This window comes from Pseudomonas sp. LBUM1659 (assembly GCF_059716045.1).
Genome location: NZ_CP166797.1, coordinates 5,922,801 through 5,941,303, shown reverse-complemented (window position 1 = coordinate 5,941,303; position 18,503 = coordinate 5,922,801). Strand labels below are relative to the sequence as shown.

Below are 18,503 nucleotides of genomic sequence, written 5' to 3'. Positions count from 1 at the left end.
TGCTACGCAAGGTGTAAAGGATGTGTCTTGGTATGGGGCGAGTGTGGGGCCGCTGTTGCCTGGAACCTTATCCATGGGCGACATGGCCCAATCTGTTCCCGACGCGCAACCCCCGGTAGATGCAGGCTGGTCGCGATAAGTATGTGAATGTCGCAGATAGGTAAATGGGTGGTTCGCACGTTACGCAGAATCGCCAACATAAGGCCGAGCATCGGCGGTGGAGAACAGCATGTCCAACAGCTTCCTGAATCCGGTAACGACCCAGACCTGGGCCAATGGTCGACACATCGTCCGTTGCGTCAAAGTCATCCAGGAAACCTGGGATGTGCGCACGTTCTGCTTTATGGCCGACCAGCCGATCCTGTTCTTTTTCAAGCCGGGGCAGTTCGTCACCCTGGAGCTGGAAATCGAAGGCGTGCCGATCATGCGCTCCTACACCATTTCCAGCTCGCCCTCGGTGCCTTACAGCTTCTCGGTGACGATCAAGCGCGTACCCGGCGGCAAGGTCTCGAACTGGCTGCACGACACCCTGCATGAAGGTCAGGAACTGGCGGTGCACGGCCCGGTCGGGCTGTTCAACGCCATGGACTTCACCGCGCCGAAGGTGCTCTACCTCAGCGGCGGCGTCGGCATCACGCCGGTCATGTCCATGACACGCTGGTTCTACGACACCAACGGCAACGTCGACATGGTGTTTATCCACAGCGCCCGCTCGCCCAAAGACATCATTTACCACCGCGAGCTGGAACACATGGCGTCGCGGATCGATAACTTCAGCCTGCACCTGATCTGCGAGAAGCATGGTCTGGGCGAACCGTGGGCCGGTTATCGCGGTTACCTGAACCACAAGATGCTCGAATTGATGGCGCCGGACTTCCTGGAGCGCGAAGTATTCTGCTGTGGCCCGACGCCGTACATGAATGCGGTGAAACGCATGCTCGAGACCGCCGGCTTTGACATGTCGCGTTACCACGAGGAATCGTTCGGCGCGACGCCACCGGAAGCCCGCGCCGATGCCGTGGAGCAAGCCGAACAAGCGGCGGATGCGCCGGAAGTCGACCTGGCGGACCTGCATCAGGTGGAATTCACCGCCTCCGGCAAAAGCATTCGCGTGGCACCGGGTGAAACCGTTCACGCCGCCGCGGCGAAGCTGGGGCTGTTGATTCCGAAAGCGTGCGGGATGGGGATCTGCGGGACGTGCAAGGTGATGAAGCTGGGTGGCGAAGTCGAGATGGACCACAACGGCGGGATCACCGAAGAAGACGAAGCCGAAGGGTTCATTCTGTCGTGCTGCAGCGTGCCGAAGGGTGACGTGCGTATCGAGTTCTAAGCAACACCGCAAAACTAATGTGGGAGCGGGCTTGCTCGCGAAGGCGTCGTATCAGTCAACATTAATGTTGAATGTCAGTACGCCTTCGCGAGCAAGCCCGCTCCCACAATGGTTTGTGTTTCAGTCCACGAATAAGTCAGGCATCAACTTGTCGTTGGTGCCGGGCTCAAAGCGGTAGTGATCGAATTCGGTCACGCCATGCTCCCGCAGAATCTCCTCATCAATCAGCAATCGCCCAGTGATGCTGCGCCCGCTGCTGTCCAGGATGACGTGGGCGGCATCCGCCATGATCGCCGGCGTGCGCGCATACTTGAAGGATTCGCGTGAGCCGAGCTGAAACTCGATGGCGGCAGTAGCGATCATGGTCTGTGGCCACAGCGAATTGACGCTGATGCCGTAATTTTTGAACTCCTCACTCATGCCAATCGTCAGCATGCTCATGCCGTATTTGGTCACGGTGTAAGGGCTGTATTGCGCGAACCATTGGGGCGCCAGATTCAACGGCGGCGACAGGTTGAGAATGTGCCCGCCGGTTTTTTTCAGATAGGGCAGGGCGGCCTGGCTGCACAGCAAGACGGCGCGGGTATTGATCTGGTGCATCAGGTCGAAACGCTTGAGTTCGATGTGTTGAACGCCGGTCAGTTTGATCGCCCCGGCATTGTTGATCAGCGCGTCAATACCTCCGAAATGCTCGTTAGCCTGGGCCAGCGCTTTTCGCACCGCGTCTTCGTCGCGCACATCCACCTGCAAGGCCAACGCCTTGCCACCCGCCGCTTCGACCTCCTGCGCCACACTGAAAATCGTGCCCGGCAACTTGGGGTGCGGCTCGGCGCTTTTGGCTGCAATCACAATGTTGGCCCCATCCTGCGCCGCGCGTAGCGCGATCTCACGGCCAATCCCGCGACTGGCGCCGGTGATAAAGAGGGTTTTGCCTTTCAATGACATGCGTGCGCTCCTGATTATTGTTATGAGAGCGGATCAACACCGCTCGCAGACAATGTAGACCAAGAGTTGCGGCACGACTGATCGTTCCCACGCTCCGCGAGGGAATGCAGCCCCTGACGCTCCGCGTCGAAACGATGTTCGACTCTGCACCAGTGGTGATGCAGGAACCCGGAGCGTCCCGAGAGGCATTCCCACGCGGAGCGTGGGAACGATCAGTGGAAAGAGTTAGCGGGACATGACTTCGCGTATGTCTGCGGCCAATTCCCGTACGCGCTCTTCTTCGGTGTCCCACGAGCACATGAAGCGTGCGCCGCCGTTGCCGATGAAGGTGTAGAAGCGCCAGCCCTTGGCGGTCAGTGCGGCGATGGCCGGTTCCGAGAGTTGCAGGAACACGCCGTTGGCTTGCACCGGGAACATCAGTTCCACGCCGGGAATGTCACTCACCAGTTCGGCCAGCAACTGCGCGCAGCGGTTGGCGTGGTGGGCGTATTTGAGCCAGGCGTCGTTTTCCAGAATCCCGACCCACGGCGCCGAGAGGAAGCGCATCTTCGAGGCCAGTTGACCGGCCTGTTTGCAGCGGTAGTCGAAGTCCTCAGCCAGTTTGTGGTTGAAGAACAAAATCGCCTCACCGACCGCCATACCGTTTTTCGTGCCGCCGAAGCACAACACATCAACGCCGGCCTTCCAGGTCAGGTCTGCCGGGGAGCAACCGAGGAACGCACAGGCGTTGGAGAAGCGCGCGCCGTCCATGTGCAGGTTCAGGCCCAGCTCTTTGCAAGTAACGCTGATGGCGCGGATTTCTTCCGGGGTGTAGACGCTGCCAACTTCAGTCGCCTGGGTCAGGGTTACGACGCGCGGTTTCGGGTAGTGGATGTCCTGGCGCTTGAGGGCCACTTCGCGGATCGATTCCGGGGTCAGCTTGCCGTTTTCAGTGCGGGCGATCAGCAGTTTGGAACCGTTGGAGAAAAATTCCGGCGCGCCGCATTCGTCGGTTTCGACGTGGGCAGTTTCCGAGCAGATCACGCTGTGGTAACTCTGGCACAGCGACGACAGGGCCAATGAGTTGGCAGCGGTGCCGTTGAAGGCGAAGAACACTTCGCAGTCGGTTTCGAACAGTTTGCGGAAGTCGTCGGACGCGCGAGCGGTCCATTCGTCGTCGCCGTAAGCGCGCTGGTGGCCGTGGTTGGCCTGTTCCATGGCCGCCCAGGCTTCAGGGCAGATACCGGAATAGTTGTCGCTGGCGAATTGTTGGCTCTTATCGGTCATGGCCCTGCTTTCCGTGGTCGAGTCGCTTATGGTGAAGCGCCTCGTGGTCAATGATGGTGCGCACTTTACCGAAGATCATCCGGGGAGCACACGCGATGCGTCTGACAGAAAAACACAAAGACGACGGGCAATTATGCACATGACGCAACGGGATGGGGCACTGGATCTGCTCAAGTGGCTGGCGCTATTGAGTATGGTGCTTGATCACCTGCGATATGTCGGTTATTCCGTCGATCTGCTGTATGTCCCGGGACGACTCGCGTTTCCGTGGTTTTGTCTGGCGATGGCGGTGAATGTTTCCCGTGCACAGGAAGTTACACATCAATGGCGGTATCTGGGCTGGTTGCTGCTGTTCAGTGCTATCAGCGAGATCCCTTACAGGCTGTACATTCCTGATCCCGCCACCTTGAATGTGATGCCCACGCTGGCGCTCGGTCTGTTGGTTGCGCGTGGCTGGCAGCACCCGACACTGCCATCGCGACTGCTCGCGGTCGGCGCGCTGACGCTGGCGGCATTGTTCCGGGAGCACGTGATGTTTGGTTTCTTCGGGGTGCTGTTGCCGTTGGCGATGTTGCTGGTGATCAATCGGCCTTGGTACTTCAGCCTGTTGCCGGGTGTGATCTGCCTGGCGGCCAATGAATGGCACGTGCTGTATTACGCTGCAAAGCTGGGCAACAGTGCTGCCGTTCCCGGCATCGTTGCTTGTCTGATCGCGCCATTGCTTGGAATGTTGCTTTTGCGACAGGTCAAAGGCGTCCATCCACCGCCGATGCGGCGCTGGGCCTATGCCCTGTATCCGCTGCATTTTTTCCTGCTGTTACTCGTCCGCCAGATCGCCGCCTAACCCTTGTAGGAGCTGGCTTGCCAGCGAAGAGGGAGTGTCAGTCGACATCAATGTAGCTGATACACCGCCATCCCGAGCAGGCTCGCTCCCACAGGGATCCATGTTGCTTCAAGGACCGTGTCCGGTCAGGCATTTCGGCTCATGTCGTAAACGCACCTTTGCGTGGCGTCCATAGGCATTTGACCTGCCTGCGCCGGTCATACCATCGCATTCAAAGGGCACTGCCGAAAGGCACATGCCTCACCGAGACGAATGGCGCACCACCGCCGCTGGGAGAGACGCGATGTTCAGCAAGCAAGACCAGATCCAGGGTTACGACGATGCACTGCTGGCGGCGATGAATGCCGAGGAGCAACGCCAGGAAGATCACATCGAGCTGATCGCGTCAGAGAACTACACCAGCAAACGCGTCATGGAAGCGCAAGGCAGTGGTCTGACCAACAAATACGCCGAAGGCTATCCGGGCAAGCGCTACTACGGTGGCTGCGAGCACGTCGACAAGGTGGAAGCCCTGGCCATCGAACGCGCCAAGCAATTGTTCGGTGCCGACTACGCCAACGTCCAGCCGCACTCCGGCAGCCAGGCCAACGCCGCTGTTTACCTCGCACTGTTGAATGCAGGCGACACCGTGCTGGGCATGAGTCTGGCCCACGGCGGTCACTTGACCCACGGCGCCAAAGTCAGCTTCTCCGGCAAGCTCTACAACGCGGTGCAGTACGGCATCGACACCACTACCGGCCTGATCGATTACGACGAAGTCGAACGTCTGGCGGTCGAGCACAAGCCGAAAATGATCATCGCCGGGTTCTCGGCTTATTCGAAGACCCTGGACTTCCCGCGCTTCCGTCAGATCGCTGACAAAGTCGGCGCGTACTTATTCGTCGACATGGCCCACGTCGCCGGTCTGGTCGCCGCCGGCCTGTACCCGAACCCGCTGCCGTACGCCGACGTGGTGACCACCACCACCCACAAAACCCTGCGCGGTCCACGTGGCGGTCTGATCCTGGCGAAAGCCAACGAAGAGCTGGAAAAGAAATTCAACGCCGCCGTGTTCCCCGGCGGTCAGGGCGGCCCGCTGATGCATGTCATCGCGGGTAAAGCGGTGTGCTTCAAGGAAGCGCTGGAGCCGGGCTTCAAGGTTTATCAACAACAAGTGATCGACAACGCCCAGGCCATGGCCGGCGTGTTTATCAAACGCGGCTACGATGTAGTGTCCGGCGGCACCGATAACCATCTGTTCCTGGTCAGCCTGATTCGTCAGGGCCTCACCGGCAAAGAGGCGGACGCAGCACTCGGTCGCGCCCACATCACCGTGAACAAGAACGCTGTCCCGAACGATCCACAGTCGCCGTTCGTGACCTCCGGTCTGCGCATCGGCACCCCGGCGGTGACTACGCGCGGCTTCAAGGTGACCCAGTGCGTCACGCTGGCCGGCTGGATCTGCGACATCCTCGATAACCTCGGCGATGCCGATGTCGAGGCCAACGTCGCCGAGCAAGTGTCGGCCCTGTGCGCGGACTTCCCGGTTTATCGCTGAGCGCGGTTTTGGAGTAAATGACTATGCAACGCTACTCGGGCTTCGGCCTCTTCAAACACTCCCTCAGCCATCACGAAAACTGGCAGAAAATGTGGCGCACGCCGACCCCTAAAAAGGTCTATGACGTGGTCATCGTCGGCGGTGGCGGGCATGGTCTGGCGACCGCCTACTACCTCGCCAAGGAACACGGCATCACCAACGTGGCCGTGGTCGAGAAAGGCTGGCTGGGTGGCGGTAACACCGCGCGCAACACCACCATCGTTCGCTCCAACTACCTGTGGGACGAGTCGGCGCACCTGTACGAACACGCGATGAAACTGTGGGAAGGCCTGTCCCAGGACCTGAACTACAACGTGATGTTCTCCCAGCGTGGCGTTTACAACCTGTGCCACACCCTGCAGGACATCCGTGATTCCGAGCGTCGGGTCAGCGCCAACCGCCTCAATGGCGTGGACGGTGAACTGCTCGATGCCAAGCAAGTGGCGGACGAGATTCCGTACCTCGACTGCTCGAAGAACACCCGTTACCCGGTGATGGGCGCAACCGTTCAACGTCGCGGCGGCGTGGCCCGTCACGATGCCGTGGCGTGGGGCTTTGCCCGTGCCGCTGACGCCTTGGGTGTGGACCTGATCCAGCAGACCGAAGTGATCGGTTTCCGCAAGGAAAACGGCGTGTGCATCGGCGTTGAAACCAACAAGGGCTTCATCGGCGCCAAGCGCGTCGGTGTAGTGACCGCCGGTAACTCCGGGCACATGGCCAAGCTCGCCGGTTTCCGCCTGCCGATCGAATCGCACCCGCTGCAAGCGCTGGTGTCCGAGCCGATCAAGCCGATTATCGACAGCGTGATCATGTCCAACGCCGTACACGGTTACATCAGCCAGTCCGACAAGGGCGACCTGGTGATCGGCGCCGGTATCGACGGCTACAACGGCTATGGCCAGCGCGGTTCGTACCCGGTGATCGAGCACACCATCCAGGCGATCGTCGAGATGTTCCCTGTCTTGTCCCGCGTACGCATGAACCGACAGTGGGGCGGCATCGTCGACACCACGCCGGATGCCTGCCCGATCATTTCGAAAACCCCGGTGCCGAACATGTTCTTCAACTGCGGTTGGGGCACCGGTGGCTTCAAGGCGACACCTGGCTCGGGCAACGTGTTTGCCGCGAGTCTGGCCAAGGGTGAAATGCACCCATTGGCCGCACCTTTCTCCATCGACCGTTTCCACAACGGTGCGTTGATCGATGAACACGGCGCTGCTGCGGTTGCCCACTAACAGGAGAAATCCCCATGTTGCATATCTTCTGTCCTCACTGCGGCGAACTGCGCTCCGAAGAGGAATTCCACGCATCCGGCCAGGCGCACATCCCGCGTCCACTGGACCCGACCACCTGCACCGACGAGGAGTGGGGCGACTATATGTTCTTCCGCGATAACCCTCGCGGTCTGCACCATGAGCTGTGGGATCACGTCGCCGGTTGCCGTCAGTACTTCAACGTCACCCGCGACACCGTCACCTACGAGATTCTCGAGACCTACAAGATCGGCACCAAGCCGCAGTTCACCGACAAGACTGAAAGTCCGAAAGCGGCCGCGCAGGCTCTGGGAGCGAAGGTATGAGCCAGATCAATCGCCTGTCCAACGGTGGACGGATCGACCGCAACAAAGTGCTGAACTTCACCTTCAACGGCCAGAGCTACAAAGGCTTTGAAGGCGACTCGCTGGCCGCCGCCCTGCTGGCCAACGGTGTCGACATCATCGGTCGCAGCTTCAAGTATTCCCGCCCACGCGGCATCTTCGCCGCCGGTGCCGAAGAGCCGAACGCCGTGCTGCAAATCGGCGCGACTGAAGCCACTCAGATTCCGAACGTGCGCGCCACGCAACAAGCGCTGTACCAAGGCCTGGTCGCCACCAGCACCAACGGCTGGCCGAGCGTGAACACCGACATGATGGGGATTCTCGGCAAGGTCGGCGGCAAGCTGATGCCGCCGGGCTTCTACTACAAAACCTTCATGTACCCGCAATCGTTCTGGATGACTTACGAGAAGTACATTCGTAAAGCCGCCGGTCTTGGCCGTTCGCCGACCGAAAACGACCCGGACACCTACGACTACATGAACCAGCACTGTGACGTGCTGATCGTCGGCGGTGGCCCTGCTGGCCTGGCCGCTGCACTGGCGGCTGCACGCAGCGGTGCTCGCGTCATTCTGGCCGATGAACAGGAAGAGTTCGGCGGCAGCCTGCTCGACTCCCGCGAAAGCCTCGACGGCAAGCCTGCCGCCGAATGGATCGCCAGCGTCATCGCCGAGCTCAAAGACACCCCTGACGTGCTGCTGTTGCCGCGCGCCACGGTCAACGGTTACCACGACCATAACTTCCTGACCATTCACGAGCGTTTGACCGATCACCTCGGCGACCGCGCGCCAATTGGCCAGGTGCGTCAGCGCATCCACCGGGTTCGCGCCAAGCGCGTCGTACTCGCGACCGGCGCTCACGAGCGTCCACTGGTTTACGGCAACAACGACGTGCCGGGCAACATGCTTGCTGGTGCAGTCTCGACTTACATACGCCGCTACGGTGTAGCGCCGGGTAAAAAACTGGTGCTGTCGACCAACAACGATCACGCCTACCGCGTGGCGCTGGACTGGCTCGACGCCAGCCTGCAAGTCGTCGCCATCGCTGATGCCCGCAGCAATCCGCGTGGCGCCCTGGTTGAAGAAGCACGCGCCAAAGGTATCCGCATCCTGACCGGCAGCGCCGTGATCGAGGCCCGTGGCAGCAAGCACGTGACCGCTGCTCGTGTGGCGGCGATTGATGTCAAAGCACACGCCGTGACCAGCCCTGGCGAGTGGCTTGAATGCGATCTGGTGGCCAGCTCCGGTGGTTACAGTCCGGTGGTTCACCTGGCTTCGCACCTGGGCGGCAAACCGATCTGGCGTGAAGACATCCTTGGTTTCGTACCGGGCGAAGCACCGCAAAAACGCGTGTGCGTCGGTGGCATCAACGGCGTCTATGGCCTCGGTGATTCCCTGGCCGACGGTTTTGAAGGGGGCGCGCGCGCCGCTGCCGAAGCCGGGTTCCAAACGGTCGAAGGCGTACTGCCGAAAGCCCTGAGCCGTCTGGAAGAGCCAACCCTGGCGCTGTTCCAGGTGCCGCACGAAAAAGCGACCGCACGGGCGCCGAAGCAATTCGTCGACCTGCAAAACGACGTCACCGCCGCCGCCATCGAACTGGCGACCCGCGAAGGCTTCGAGTCGGTCGAGCACGTCAAACGCTACACCGCACTGGGTTTCGGTACGGACCAGGGCAAGCTCGGCAACGTCAACGGCCTGGCCATCGCCGCCCGTTCGCTGAACGTGACCATCCCGCAGATGGGCACCACCATGTTCCGTCCGAACTACACGCCGGTCACTTTTGGCGCTGTGGCCGGTCGTCACTGTGGGCACATTTTCGAGCCGGTCCGTCACACAGCGCTGCATCACTGGCACGTGAAAAACGGTGCCGAGTTTGAAGATGTCGGTCAGTGGAAACGTCCGTGGTACTTCCCGAAAACCGGTGAAGACATTCACGCCGCCGTGAAACGCGAATGCAAAGCCGTGCGCGACAGCGTCGGCCTGCTGGATGCGTCCACCTTGGGCAAGATCGATATCCAGGGCCCGGATTGCCGTGAGTTCCTCAATCGCATCTACACCAACGCCTGGACCAAGCTCGATGTGGGCAAGGCGCGCTACGGTCTGATGTGCAAAGAAGATGGCATGGTCTTCGACGACGGCGTAACTGCCTGCCTCGCCGACAACCATTTCGTGATGACCACCACCACCGGCGGCGCTGCACGCGTGCTGCAATGGCTGGAAATCTACCACCAGACCGAATGGCCGGAACTGAAGGTGTACTTCACTTCCGTGACGGATCACTGGGCAACCATGACCCTGTCCGGGCCGAACAGCCGCAAGCTGCTCAGCCACGTCACCGACATTGATCTGAGCAACGAAGCCTTCCCGTTCATGACCTGGAAAGAAGGTCTGGTGGGTGGTGTGCCGGCGCGGGTGTTCCGGATTTCGTTTACCGGTGAACTGTCGTACGAAGTCAACGTGCAAGCCGACTACGCCATGGGCGTGCTGGAAAAAATCGTCGAGGCCGGCAAGCCGTACAACCTGACGCCGTACGGCACCGAGACCATGCACATTCTGCGGGCCGAGAAGGGCTTCATCATCGTCGGTCAGGACACTGACGGCTCGATGACCCCGGACGACTTGAACATGGGCTGGTGTGTGGGTCGCACCAAACCGTTCTCATGGATCGGCCAGCGCGGCATGAACCGCGAAGACTGCGTGCGTGATCAACGCAAACAGCTGGTGGGCCTGAAGCCGATCGATCCGACCAAATGGCTGCCGGAAGGCGCGCAACTGGTGTTCAACACCAAGCAAGCGATCCCGATGACCATGGTCGGCCACGTCACCTCCAGCTACCTGCACAACTCCCTCGGCTATTCGTTTGCCATGGGTGTGGTGAAAGGCGGGTTGAAGCGCATCGGTGAGCGTGTGTTCGCACCGCTGGCCGATGGCAGCGTGATCGAGGCGGAAATCGTTTCTTCGGTGTTCTTCGATCCGAAAGGCGATCGCCAGAACGTGTAACCACACAGCCCCTGTAGGAGCAAGGCTTGCCCGCGATGAACGATGACGCGGTGTATCAGCCAAACCGCGTTGCCCCAATCGCGGGCAAGCCTTGCTCCCACAGGTGTGTAGTACGAATTCAGGAAAAGGTGCTTTATGACCGCAGCCAATATTTACCAACAACGCCCAACCACCGGGGCCAAGGCCGAGTCGTCGCTGCATCATGCCGACCTCGCCAGCCTGGCGGGCAAGGGTCGCAAAAACGCCGGCGTGATCGTGCGTGAGAAAAAACTCCTCGGCCACCTGACCCTTCGTGGCGATGGCCACGATGCCGCATTTGCCGCTGGCGTGCACAAGGCGCTCGGCATCGAATTGCCGGGTGCGCTGACCGTCGTCATCAAAGGCGAAACCAGCCTGCAATGGATGGGGCCGGATGAATGGCTGCTGATCGTGCCGACCGGTGAAGAATTCGCCGCCGAGCAAAAACTGCGTGAAGCGCTGGGTGATCTGCACATCGCAATCACCAACGTCAGCGGCGGCCAGCAGATCCTCGAACTCAGCGGCCCGAAGGTGCGTCAGGTGCTGATGAAATCCACCAGCTACGACGTGCACCCCAACAGCTTCCCGGTGGGCAAGGCTGTGGGCACGGTGTTCGCCAAGTCGCAACTGGTGATCCGCCATACCGCTGAAGACACCTGGGAACTGCTCATCCGTCGCAGCTTCTCGGATTACTGGTGGTTGTGGTTGCAGGATGCGGCGGCCGAGTACGGGCTTAGCGTTCAGGCTTGAAATCGCCTTCGCTGGCAAGCCAGCTCCTACAGGTTCGAGGGTGACAATGCGAACGAATGTAGGAGCTGGCTTGCCAGCGATCAACCGCGCAGCGGTTGCCCATAACGAACAGGAGTCACCGCACTATGAGCCGCGCCCCAGACACATGGATTCTGACCGCCGACTGCCCAAGCGTTCTCGGCACCGTGGACGCGGTGACCCGCTTTTTGTTCGAGCAGGGCTGCTACGTCACCGAGCACCATTCCTTCGATGACCGGCTCTCGGGCCGTTTTTTCATTCGCGTGGAATTCCGTCAACCCGACGGCTTCGACGAGCAAGCCTTCCGCGCCGGTCTCGAAGAGCGAGGTGCCAATTTCGGCATGATCTTCGAACTGACTGCGCCGAACTACCGGCCAAAAGTGGTGATCATGGTCTCCAAGGCCGATCACTGCCTCAACGACTTGCTCTATCGCCAGCGCATCGGTCAATTGTCGATGGACGTGGCCGCCGTGGTTTCCAATCACCCCGACCTCAAGCCGCTGGCGGACTGGCACCAGATTCCGTACTACCACTTCCCGCTGGACCCCAACGACAAACCGTCGCAGGAGCGTCAGGTGTGGCAGGTGATCGAAGAGTCCGGCGCCGAACTGGTGATCCTTGCGCGTTATATGCAAGTGCTGTCGCCCGAGCTGTGCCGCAAGCTCGACGGCAAGGCGATCAATATTCATCACTCCCTGCTGCCTGGTTTCAAGGGTGCCAAGCCGTATCACCAGGCCTACAACAAGGGCGTGAAACTGGTCGGCGCCACGGCGCATTACATCAACAACGACCTGGACGAGGGGCCGATCATTGCCCAGGGCGTGGAGGCGGTGGACCACAGTCATTACCCGGAAGATCTGATCGCCAAGGGGCGGGATATCGAGGGGCTGACATTGGCCAGAGCCGTCGGTTATCACATTGAACGAAGGGTATTTCTCAACGCCAATCGCACGGTCGTTCTTTAGATCGCTTTCGCTGGCAAGCCAGCTCCTACGGTTGATCGCGTTTCCCCCGCAGGAGCTGGCTTGCCAGCGAAGAGGCCCTCACAAACAACGCAAAAAGACACAGGCAATAACCCGGGCAATCAACGCGCCGCCGATCCATGGCGACGCGACCGCTACATAAAAACAACAGCGAGGTGAAAGCATGTCTGGCAATCGTGGTGTGGTGTATCTCGGCAATGGCAAAGTCGAAATACAGAAAATCGACTATCCAAAAATGCAGGACCCGCGCGGCAGGAAGATTAACCACGCTGTCATCCTGCGTGTGGTTTCCACCAACATCTGTGGTTCCGACCAGCACATGGTGCGCGGCCGTACCACCGCTCAGACCGGTCTGGTGCTGGGCCACGAAATCACCGGCGAAGTCATCGAGAAGGGCAGCGACGTCGAAAACCTGCAAATCGGCGATCTGGTGTCTGTACCGTTCAACGTCGCTTGCGGGCGCTGCCGTTCCTGCAAGGAAATGCACACCGGCGTCTGCTTGAGCGTTAACCCGGCGCGTCCGGGCGGTGCCTACGGTTATGTCGACATGGGCGACTGGACCGGCGGCCAGGCCGAATACGCGATGGTGCCGTACGCCGACTTCAACCTGCTGAAACTGCCTGATCGCGATCGCGCGATGGAAAAAATCCGCGACCTGACCTGCCTCTCCGACATCTTGCCAACCGGTTACCACGGCGCAGTGACTGCCGGCGTCGGTCCAGGCAGCACCGTGTACATCGCCGGCGCTGGCCCGGTTGGCCTTGCCGCAGCTGCTTCCGCTCGCCTGTTGGGCGCGGCAGTGGTGATCATCGGAGACGTCAATACTGTTCGCCTGGCGCACGCCAAGGCCCAAGGTTTCGAAATCGCTGACCTGTCCCTGGACACCCCGCTGCACGAACAAATCGCTGCCCTGCTGGGCGAACCGGAAGTGGATTGCGCCGTCGACGCCGTAGGCTTCGAAGCACGCGGCCATGGCCATGACGGGGTGAAACACGAGGCTCCGGCCACCGTGCTCAACTCGCTGATGGGCGTGGTTCGTGTGGCCGGCAAAATCGGTATTCCTGGCCTGTACGTGACGGAAGACCCGGGTGCCGTGGACGCCGCCGCGAAAATGGGCAGCCTGAGCATTCGCTTCGGTCTGGGCTGGGCCAAATCCCACAGCTTCCACACCGGCCAGACACCGGTGATGAAGTACAACCGCCAGTTGATGCAGGCGATCATGTGGGACCGCATTCATATTGCCGACATCGTAGGGGTGGAAGTCATCAGCCTGGATGACGCGCCACGCGGGTATGGCGAGTTCGATGCGGGCGTGCCGAAGAAGTTTGTGATTGATCCGCACAAACTGTTCAGCGCGGCGTAAGGCTTCAAGCAACGCATAACGGCGACCTTCGGGGCGCCGTTTTTTTTGGGGAATTATGATCGTTCCCACGCTCTGCGTGGGAATACAGCCCTGGATGCTCTGCGTCCCAACGCGTGACGCGGAGCGTCACAGTAGGCGTGACCACGCAGAGCGTGGGAACGATCTGGTAAATGTGATCATCCAGTTCAGTAACGCCCGCACACGCGGCGTCCGGATTTCACGATTTATCAACGTGGAAGCGGTAAATATGGCGGTGCCGCTTCGGAACAAGGCAGTAGATACCGAGTCAAACCGGCAGCTTTCCCGTCCGCTCACGGGCGGTTTTCATGGCACAAGAGGATGTCTGAATGAAGATTTCACGCGGTTTTGCACTGGCTTCGCTGATGAGTCTGGCGGCCAGTCCGGTCTTTGCTCAGTTCAGCCTGAACGATGCGGCCAATGCCATCTCCGGCATGAAGGGCGATAACGCAGCCGCCGCAGCCGCGCCGACCCCGCAGACGGCCGATCTGCTGAGTGCGCTGACCCAATTGAACGTGACGCCACAACAAGCCGTTGGCGGCGCCGGGGCGATGCTCGGGTTGGCCAAGAATCAATTGAGTTCGACTGATTACTCAGAGTTGGCCAAAAGCGTACCGGGCATCGACATTTTGTCGGGCGGTGGTGAGCTGGGCGCCCTCGCGGGCTTGCTCGGTTCGTCCGGCAAAGCCGCCGGTCTGGACAACGCCCTGGGCAATGTGAAGAACACCAACGACCTGAGCAACGCATTCAGCGCATTGGGGATGGACAGTGGAATGATCGGCCAGTTTGCCCCGGTGCTTCTGCAATACCTCGGTCAACAGGGCGTTGGCGGTTCGTTGCTGGAAAGCCTGGGCGGGATCTGGGGTGCGGGTACCGGTATTTGATTCAACGTCACTCAGCGTGCAATGCGTCGATGCGCTGGTCCTTTTCGATCCAGAGCTGGTTGACCCAGTTCTGGATTTTTTCGCGAAACAGCGAATCGTTTCCGTAATCGCCCTGCCACAGCGCGGGGTCGAGTTCGCGGGTCTTGATGTCGATGATGACCTTCGGCACGTTGCCGCTGATCAAATCCCAGAACCCCGGAATCGGCTGCTGCGGATACACCACCGTCACATCGAGCACGGCATCCAGCTGCTCGCCCATCGCCGCCAGCACAAACGCCACACCACCAGTCTTGGGCCGAAGCAGGTGAGTGAAGGGCGATGGTTGTTGGACGCTTTTCGCGGCGGTATAGCGTGTGCCTTCCAAGTAGTTGACCACCGTCACGGGCTGGCGCTTGTACAACTCGCACGCCGCTTTGGTGATCTCCAGATCCTTGCCGGCCAGCTCTGGATGCTTGGCCAGGAAGGCCTTGGTGTAGCGCTTCATGAACGGGTAGTCCAGCGCCCACCACGCCAGGCCCAGGAACGGCACCCAGATCAGCTCTTTCTTGAGAAAGAACTTGAAGAACGGTGTGCGTCGATTCAGGGCCTGGATCAGGGCCGGGATATCGACCCAGGACTGATGATTGCTGATCACCAGATAAGACGTATCGACGCGCAAGCCATCGCCGCCACGGATGGCCCACCGGGTCGGGATGCAGAGCCGAAAGATCAGCTTGTCGATCTCGGCCCAGGTTTCGGCTATCCACATCACCGCCGATGAGGCGTTTTCGCGAGAGCGACTGGGCAGGACCAATTTGAGCAGGGCAAACACCATCAGCGGCCCGATCAGGACCAGGGTGTTGAGCAACAGCAGCAGGGTTACGAAACAGCCGGTGAGCAGGCGGCGCATAAGTAACTCTTGGAATCATTTGGGCGCGCCATGATAAGCAGCTTGGGGCGGGAGGCCAAATCGGGGGTGACGAATGTTTCACTTTTGGAGCGTTATGCTTGAGTGAAATTGGACTGGTCAGGCTGTTGTGGTGATTGATCTGGCCTCTTCGCGAGCAGGCTCGCTCCCACAGGTTCTGCGCAATACCTGTGGGAGCGCGCCTGCTCGCGAAAGGATCTGAAGAACGAACGAATTCCCAGCTGACGGTCTAAAATCCCGCTGCCCACTCCTTATGGATGCCCATTACGTGAAATCGATCCTCGCACTGCTTTCCCTGGTGGCCCTGCCGGTCCTGGCCGCCGAGCCGAGCCTGTATGGGCGTTACGAATACATCGCGCTGCCGGAAATCGGTGGCGAAGTCCTCAAGGCCAAGATGGACACCGGTGCCCTGACCGCGTCGCTGTCGGCCAAGGACATCGAAACCTTCACCCGCGACGGCGAAGAATGGGTGCGTTTCCGCCTCGCCACCAAGGACGCCAGCAACAAGGTCTACGAACACAAAGTCGCGCGGATCAGCAAGATCAAGACCCGCTCCGAAGAAGAGGACGAAGACAAGGAAGTGATCGAACCCACCAAGCGCCCGGTGGTCGATCTGGAGCTGTGCCTGGGCAACGTCAAGCGCACCGTGGAGGTCAACCTGACCGACCGCAGCAGCTTCAATTATCCGCTGCTGATCGGTGCCAAAGCCTTGCGTGAATTCGGCGCGGCGGTGAATCCGGCACGACGTTTTACCGCCGACAAACCCGACTGCTGAATTCAAGCGGTCTCATTGACGTGAAGTGAGCCTTGGGGCATTTCCAGTGGACCCGACGAAGAGGCCCTGACAGTCAGCGAAGATCTAAACCTTAGGCATCGTCGCCAACATCGAAGGCCGCTGACTCACCTCGAAATACCACGCCGCCAACTGCGGATTCGCCTCGCGCCATTGCAGATCCGGATGGCGCAAGTCGAGGTAACCCAACGCACAGGCAACGCTGATGGCCGCGACATCAAAATGGCTGGTCAGCTCGGCAATTGCATCTTTTTCCAGCAACGCCAACCCGCGACGAATCTTGTCGCGCTGGGCGTCCAGCCACTCGTCCCAATGTTTCTGCGGGTCGCGCAAGACCATCTCGTAACGAACCATCACCGACGCGTCCATGATCCCGTCGGCCAGCGAGGCCACGGTCAGGCGCCGCCAGCGGGCCGAACCTTCACGCGGGATCAGCGGGTTGCCGACGTGCTGATGATCGAGGTAATCGAGGATCACCCGGCTGTCATGGATAACGGTGCCGTCGGCCAGGCGCAGGGCGGGGATTTTGCCCAGCGGGTTGTCTTCGTTGAGTGACTGATCGGGGCTGACCGGAGTGAGCACACAGTCTTGCAGTGCCACGCGGCCGGTCTGACCGGTCTCATGCAGAAGCACCATGACTTTACGAACGAAGGGCGATAAAGCGTTGTGGTACAGGGTCATGCTGGGGGCGGACATGGCGACATCTCAGTCTGGGTCAGTGCAGGGCAGCATAGCGCGTTGATGCGGGAGCTCAAGCTGACAAGTTCACCCCAACCCTGTGGGAGCGAGCCTGCTCGCGATGAGGTCATAACATCCAACAACATCATTGAATGTCTTTCCGCTATCGTCGGAACGCCGCCCGGAGCCGGCTCGCTCCCACAAAAATCAGTGGCGTTGCAGCAGGCCGCGCAGGGCGAAGAAGGCCGGAACGCCCAGGCCAAGCCAGCTCAAGGCGTCCCACACACCATCACCCAGCAGCGCCGCGAATAACCCGGCGGCGCTGAGCAAGGCGATCACCGTGGGCGTGCCGAAGACCTTCCAGAAGTTCGATTGCCGTGGCTTCATGCTTGAGCCTCGGCGTGTTCGAGTACAGGTTTTGCCGCTTTGCGCCGCACCACCCACAGGTAAACCCCGCTGCCGAGCACGATGATAGTCAGCACATCGAGCGTCCCCCACAGGATCTTCATCGGCATGCCGCCGTAATCGCCAAAGTGCAGTGGCTGCGACATGCCCATTACGTCCATGTACCACGGCCGTTCCGCCACGGCGGTGACTTGCAGGGTGCTGGCGTCGATCAGCACCGGTGTCAGCAGGTGCGAAGTCAGGTGGGTGCTGCCTTTCATGAACACCGCGTAATGGTGCTCGCTGGAAAACCGCGTGCCGGGGAAGGCGATGAAGTCCGGCGTCATGTCCGGCGCAACCTCCTTGGCAATGTCGAACAGACGGGTCGCCGGCGCGAGTTGCGTCAGGGGTGGCACGTCGCGGTACGGCGCGACCATCGCGTTCAGGCTTTCATTGCGCCAAGCGGCAATCAGCAGGTCGGCGCAGGCGCTGATAACGCCTGTCACGCCAACGACCAGTGCCCAGGTCAGTGTGACCACACCGATCAGGTTGTGCAGATCAAGCCAGCGCAGGCGGGTGGATTTGTCCTGGCGTACGGTGGCGAACTTCAAGCGGCGCATGAACGGCAAATACAGCACCGCCCCGGAAATGATGGCGACCACAAACAACAGCCCCATGAATGCCAGGAACAACTTGCCCGGCAGACCGGCAAACATGTCCACATGCAGGCGCAGCATGACCATCATGAACCCCCCGTTGGCCGATGGCATTTCCAGGGCTTCGCCGGTGCGGGCGTCGAGCATGAAGGTGTGCGACGAGTTCGGTTCTGTACCCGCGGTAGCGGCCATGATTGCAAAGGCGCCGTTGGGCTCATCTTCATCAAAACCGAAATACTGCATGACCTCACCGGGGCGATGCTTTTCAGCCGCCAGCACCAACTGCTGCAAATCGAGCATGGGTGTGTCCGCCGGCATTTGCTTCAACTCGGGGGCATCGCCCAGCAGATGGTCGATCTCGTGGTGGAAGATCAACGGCAGACCGGTCAATGCCAGCATCAGCAAAAAGACCGTGCAAAGCAGGCTGGTCCAGGTGTGGACAAAGGACCAGCGACGAATTGTTTTACTTTTCATTTCCAAGCCTTCAGAAATACCAA

General features: G+C 60.2%; 17 protein-coding genes. 11 read left to right on the top strand and 6 right to left on the bottom strand.

What is annotated here, in order from left to right; translation table 11 throughout:
• Window positions 1-229 precede the first annotated feature (229 nt).
• Window positions 230-1,330 carry a glycine betaine monooxygenase reductase subunit gene (gbcB, locus tag ACA048_RS27150; RefSeq protein WP_497627015.1) on the top strand — a complete coding sequence of 367 codons (1,101 nt, stop codon included), beginning with the start codon at window positions 230-232 and terminating at the stop codon, window positions 1,328-1,330.
• Window positions 1,331-1,450: 120 nt separating this feature from the next.
• Here the strand turns inward: gbcB and ACA048_RS27145 are convergent, their stop codons facing one another.
• Both ACA048_RS27145 and ACA048_RS27140 read right to left on the bottom strand, forming a co-directional pair.
• Complete coding sequence (locus ACA048_RS27145; RefSeq protein WP_497627014.1) at window positions 1,451-2,275, bottom strand: SDR family oxidoreductase; 825 nt, start codon at window positions 2,273-2,275, stop codon at window positions 1,451-1,453.
• Window positions 2,276-2,500: 225 nt separating this feature from the next.
• On the bottom strand, window positions 2,501-3,541 hold the full coding sequence (locus tag ACA048_RS27140; protein WP_497627013.1) for a threonine aldolase family protein: 1,041 nt from the start codon (window positions 3,539-3,541) through the stop codon (window positions 2,501-2,503).
• Window positions 3,542-3,674: 133 nt separating this feature from the next.
• Here ACA048_RS27140 and ACA048_RS27135 point away from each other — a divergent pair, with 133 nt between their 5' ends.
• The 9 genes from ACA048_RS27135 (at window position 3,675) to ACA048_RS27095 (ending at window position 14,588) form a co-directional block, all read left to right on the top strand.
• Complete coding sequence (locus tag ACA048_RS27135; protein ID WP_497627012.1) at window positions 3,675-4,385, top strand: TraX family protein; 711 nt, start codon at window positions 3,675-3,677, stop codon at window positions 4,383-4,385.
• 283 nt (window positions 4,386-4,668) lie between these two features.
• On the top strand, window positions 4,669-5,922 hold the full coding sequence (glyA, locus tag ACA048_RS27130; protein WP_497627011.1) for a serine hydroxymethyltransferase: 1,254 nt from the start codon (window positions 4,669-4,671) through the stop codon (window positions 5,920-5,922).
• A 23-nt stretch (window positions 5,923-5,945) separates the two neighbouring features.
• Window positions 5,946-7,196, top strand: coding sequence for a sarcosine oxidase subunit beta (locus ACA048_RS27125; protein WP_007947735.1), 1,251 nt, complete (start codon window positions 5,946-5,948; stop codon window positions 7,194-7,196).
• Window positions 7,197-7,210: 14 nt separating this feature from the next.
• Window positions 7,211-7,540: a sarcosine oxidase subunit delta gene (locus ACA048_RS27120; RefSeq protein WP_007947734.1), complete on the top strand. Its 330-nt coding sequence runs from the start codon at window positions 7,211-7,213 to the stop codon at window positions 7,538-7,540.
• Window positions 7,537-10,554 (top strand): sarcosine oxidase subunit alpha, encoded by a 3,018-nt coding sequence (locus tag ACA048_RS27115; RefSeq protein WP_497627010.1) that lies wholly within the window; start codon window positions 7,537-7,539, stop codon window positions 10,552-10,554. Before ACA048_RS27120 ends, ACA048_RS27115 begins: the two co-directional genes overlap by 4 nt.
• Window positions 10,555-10,689: 135 nt before the next feature.
• Entirely contained in the window at window positions 10,690-11,322 is a 633-nt protein-coding gene (locus tag ACA048_RS27110; protein ID WP_497627009.1) for a sarcosine oxidase subunit gamma, read from the top strand.
• Window positions 11,323-11,447: 125 nt separating this feature from the next.
• Window positions 11,448-12,305 (top strand): formyltetrahydrofolate deformylase, encoded by an 858-nt coding sequence (gene purU / locus ACA048_RS27105; protein WP_007947730.1) that lies wholly within the window; start codon window positions 11,448-11,450, stop codon window positions 12,303-12,305.
• 181 nt (window positions 12,306-12,486) lie between these two features.
• The gene (fdhA, locus tag ACA048_RS27100; protein ID WP_007947729.1) at window positions 12,487-13,686 is read left to right on the top strand and encodes a formaldehyde dehydrogenase, glutathione-independent; all 1,200 of its coding nucleotides are present in this window, start codon (window positions 12,487-12,489) and stop codon (window positions 13,684-13,686) included.
• 347 nt (window positions 13,687-14,033) lie between these two features.
• Window positions 14,034-14,588 carry a DUF2780 domain-containing protein gene (locus tag ACA048_RS27095; protein WP_497627008.1) on the top strand — a complete coding sequence of 185 codons (555 nt, stop codon included), beginning with the start codon at window positions 14,034-14,036 and terminating at the stop codon, window positions 14,586-14,588.
• A gap of 7 nt (window positions 14,589-14,595) precedes the next feature.
• On the opposite strand, the gene yihG is transcribed toward ACA048_RS27095, so the two are convergent.
• Window positions 14,596-15,477: a 1-acylglycerol-3-phosphate O-acyltransferase, YihG family gene (gene yihG, locus ACA048_RS27090; RefSeq protein ID WP_497627007.1), complete on the bottom strand. Its 882-nt coding sequence runs from the start codon at window positions 15,475-15,477 to the stop codon at window positions 14,596-14,598.
• A 286-nt stretch (window positions 15,478-15,763) separates the two neighbouring features.
• Between yihG and rloA2 the strand changes: the two genes are divergently transcribed.
• Entirely contained in the window at window positions 15,764-16,270 is a 507-nt protein-coding gene (gene rloA2 / locus ACA048_RS27085; RefSeq protein ID WP_497627006.1) for a retropepsin-like aspartic peptidase RloA2, read from the top strand.
• A gap of 84 nt (window positions 16,271-16,354) precedes the next feature.
• On the opposite strand, the gene ACA048_RS27080 is transcribed toward rloA2, so the two are convergent.
• From ACA048_RS27080 to ACA048_RS27070, 3 genes are all read right to left on the bottom strand, one after another.
• Window positions 16,355-16,984, bottom strand: a complete 630-nt coding sequence (locus tag ACA048_RS27080) for a glutathione S-transferase (RefSeq protein WP_497627005.1) — start codon at window positions 16,982-16,984, stop codon at window positions 16,355-16,357.
• Window positions 16,985-17,173: 189 nt separating this feature from the next.
• Complete coding sequence (locus tag ACA048_RS27075) at window positions 17,174-17,353, bottom strand: hypothetical protein (RefSeq protein WP_497627004.1); 180 nt, start codon at window positions 17,351-17,353, stop codon at window positions 17,174-17,176.
• The gene (locus ACA048_RS27070) at window positions 17,350-18,480 is read right to left on the bottom strand and encodes a PepSY-associated TM helix domain-containing protein (RefSeq protein WP_497627003.1); all 1,131 of its coding nucleotides are present in this window, start codon (window positions 18,478-18,480) and stop codon (window positions 17,350-17,352) included. The genes ACA048_RS27075 and ACA048_RS27070 overlap by 4 nt, the downstream gene beginning before the upstream one ends.
• Window positions 18,481-18,503: the final 23 nt, after the last annotated feature.

Bases quoted from the DNA above. Each gene is read 5' to 3' on its own strand.
- gbcB (WP_497627015.1), top strand. From the start codon at position 230: ATGTCCAACAGCTTCCTGAATCCGGTAACGACCCAGACCTGGGCCAAT.
- ACA048_RS27145 (WP_497627014.1), bottom strand. From the start codon at position 2,275: ATGTCATTGAAAGGCAAAACCCTCTTTATCACCGGCGCCAGTCGCGGG.
- ACA048_RS27140 (WP_497627013.1), bottom strand. From the start codon at position 3,541: ATGACCGATAAGAGCCAACAATTCGCCAGCGACAACTATTCCGGTATC.
- ACA048_RS27135 (WP_497627012.1), top strand. From the start codon at position 3,675: ATGCACATGACGCAACGGGATGGGGCACTGGATCTGCTCAAGTGGCTG.
- glyA (WP_497627011.1), top strand. From the start codon at position 4,669: ATGTTCAGCAAGCAAGACCAGATCCAGGGTTACGACGATGCACTGCTG.
- ACA048_RS27125 (WP_007947735.1), top strand. From the start codon at position 5,946: ATGCAACGCTACTCGGGCTTCGGCCTCTTCAAACACTCCCTCAGCCAT.
- ACA048_RS27120 (WP_007947734.1), top strand. From the start codon at position 7,211: ATGTTGCATATCTTCTGTCCTCACTGCGGCGAACTGCGCTCCGAAGAG.
- ACA048_RS27115 (WP_497627010.1), top strand. From the start codon at position 7,537: ATGAGCCAGATCAATCGCCTGTCCAACGGTGGACGGATCGACCGCAAC.
- ACA048_RS27110 (WP_497627009.1), top strand. From the start codon at position 10,690: ATGACCGCAGCCAATATTTACCAACAACGCCCAACCACCGGGGCCAAG.
- purU (WP_007947730.1), top strand. From the start codon at position 11,448: ATGAGCCGCGCCCCAGACACATGGATTCTGACCGCCGACTGCCCAAGC.
- fdhA (WP_007947729.1), top strand. From the start codon at position 12,487: ATGTCTGGCAATCGTGGTGTGGTGTATCTCGGCAATGGCAAAGTCGAA.
- ACA048_RS27095 (WP_497627008.1), top strand. From the start codon at position 14,034: ATGAAGATTTCACGCGGTTTTGCACTGGCTTCGCTGATGAGTCTGGCG.
- yihG (WP_497627007.1), bottom strand. From the start codon at position 15,477: ATGCGCCGCCTGCTCACCGGCTGTTTCGTAACCCTGCTGCTGTTGCTC.
- ACA048_RS27080 (WP_497627005.1), bottom strand. From the start codon at position 16,984: ATGTCCGCCCCCAGCATGACCCTGTACCACAACGCTTTATCGCCCTTC.
- ACA048_RS27075 (WP_497627004.1), bottom strand. From the start codon at position 17,353: ATGAAGCCACGGCAATCGAACTTCTGGAAGGTCTTCGGCACGCCCACG.
- ACA048_RS27070 (WP_497627003.1), bottom strand. From the start codon at position 18,480: ATGAAAAGTAAAACAATTCGTCGCTGGTCCTTTGTCCACACCTGGACC.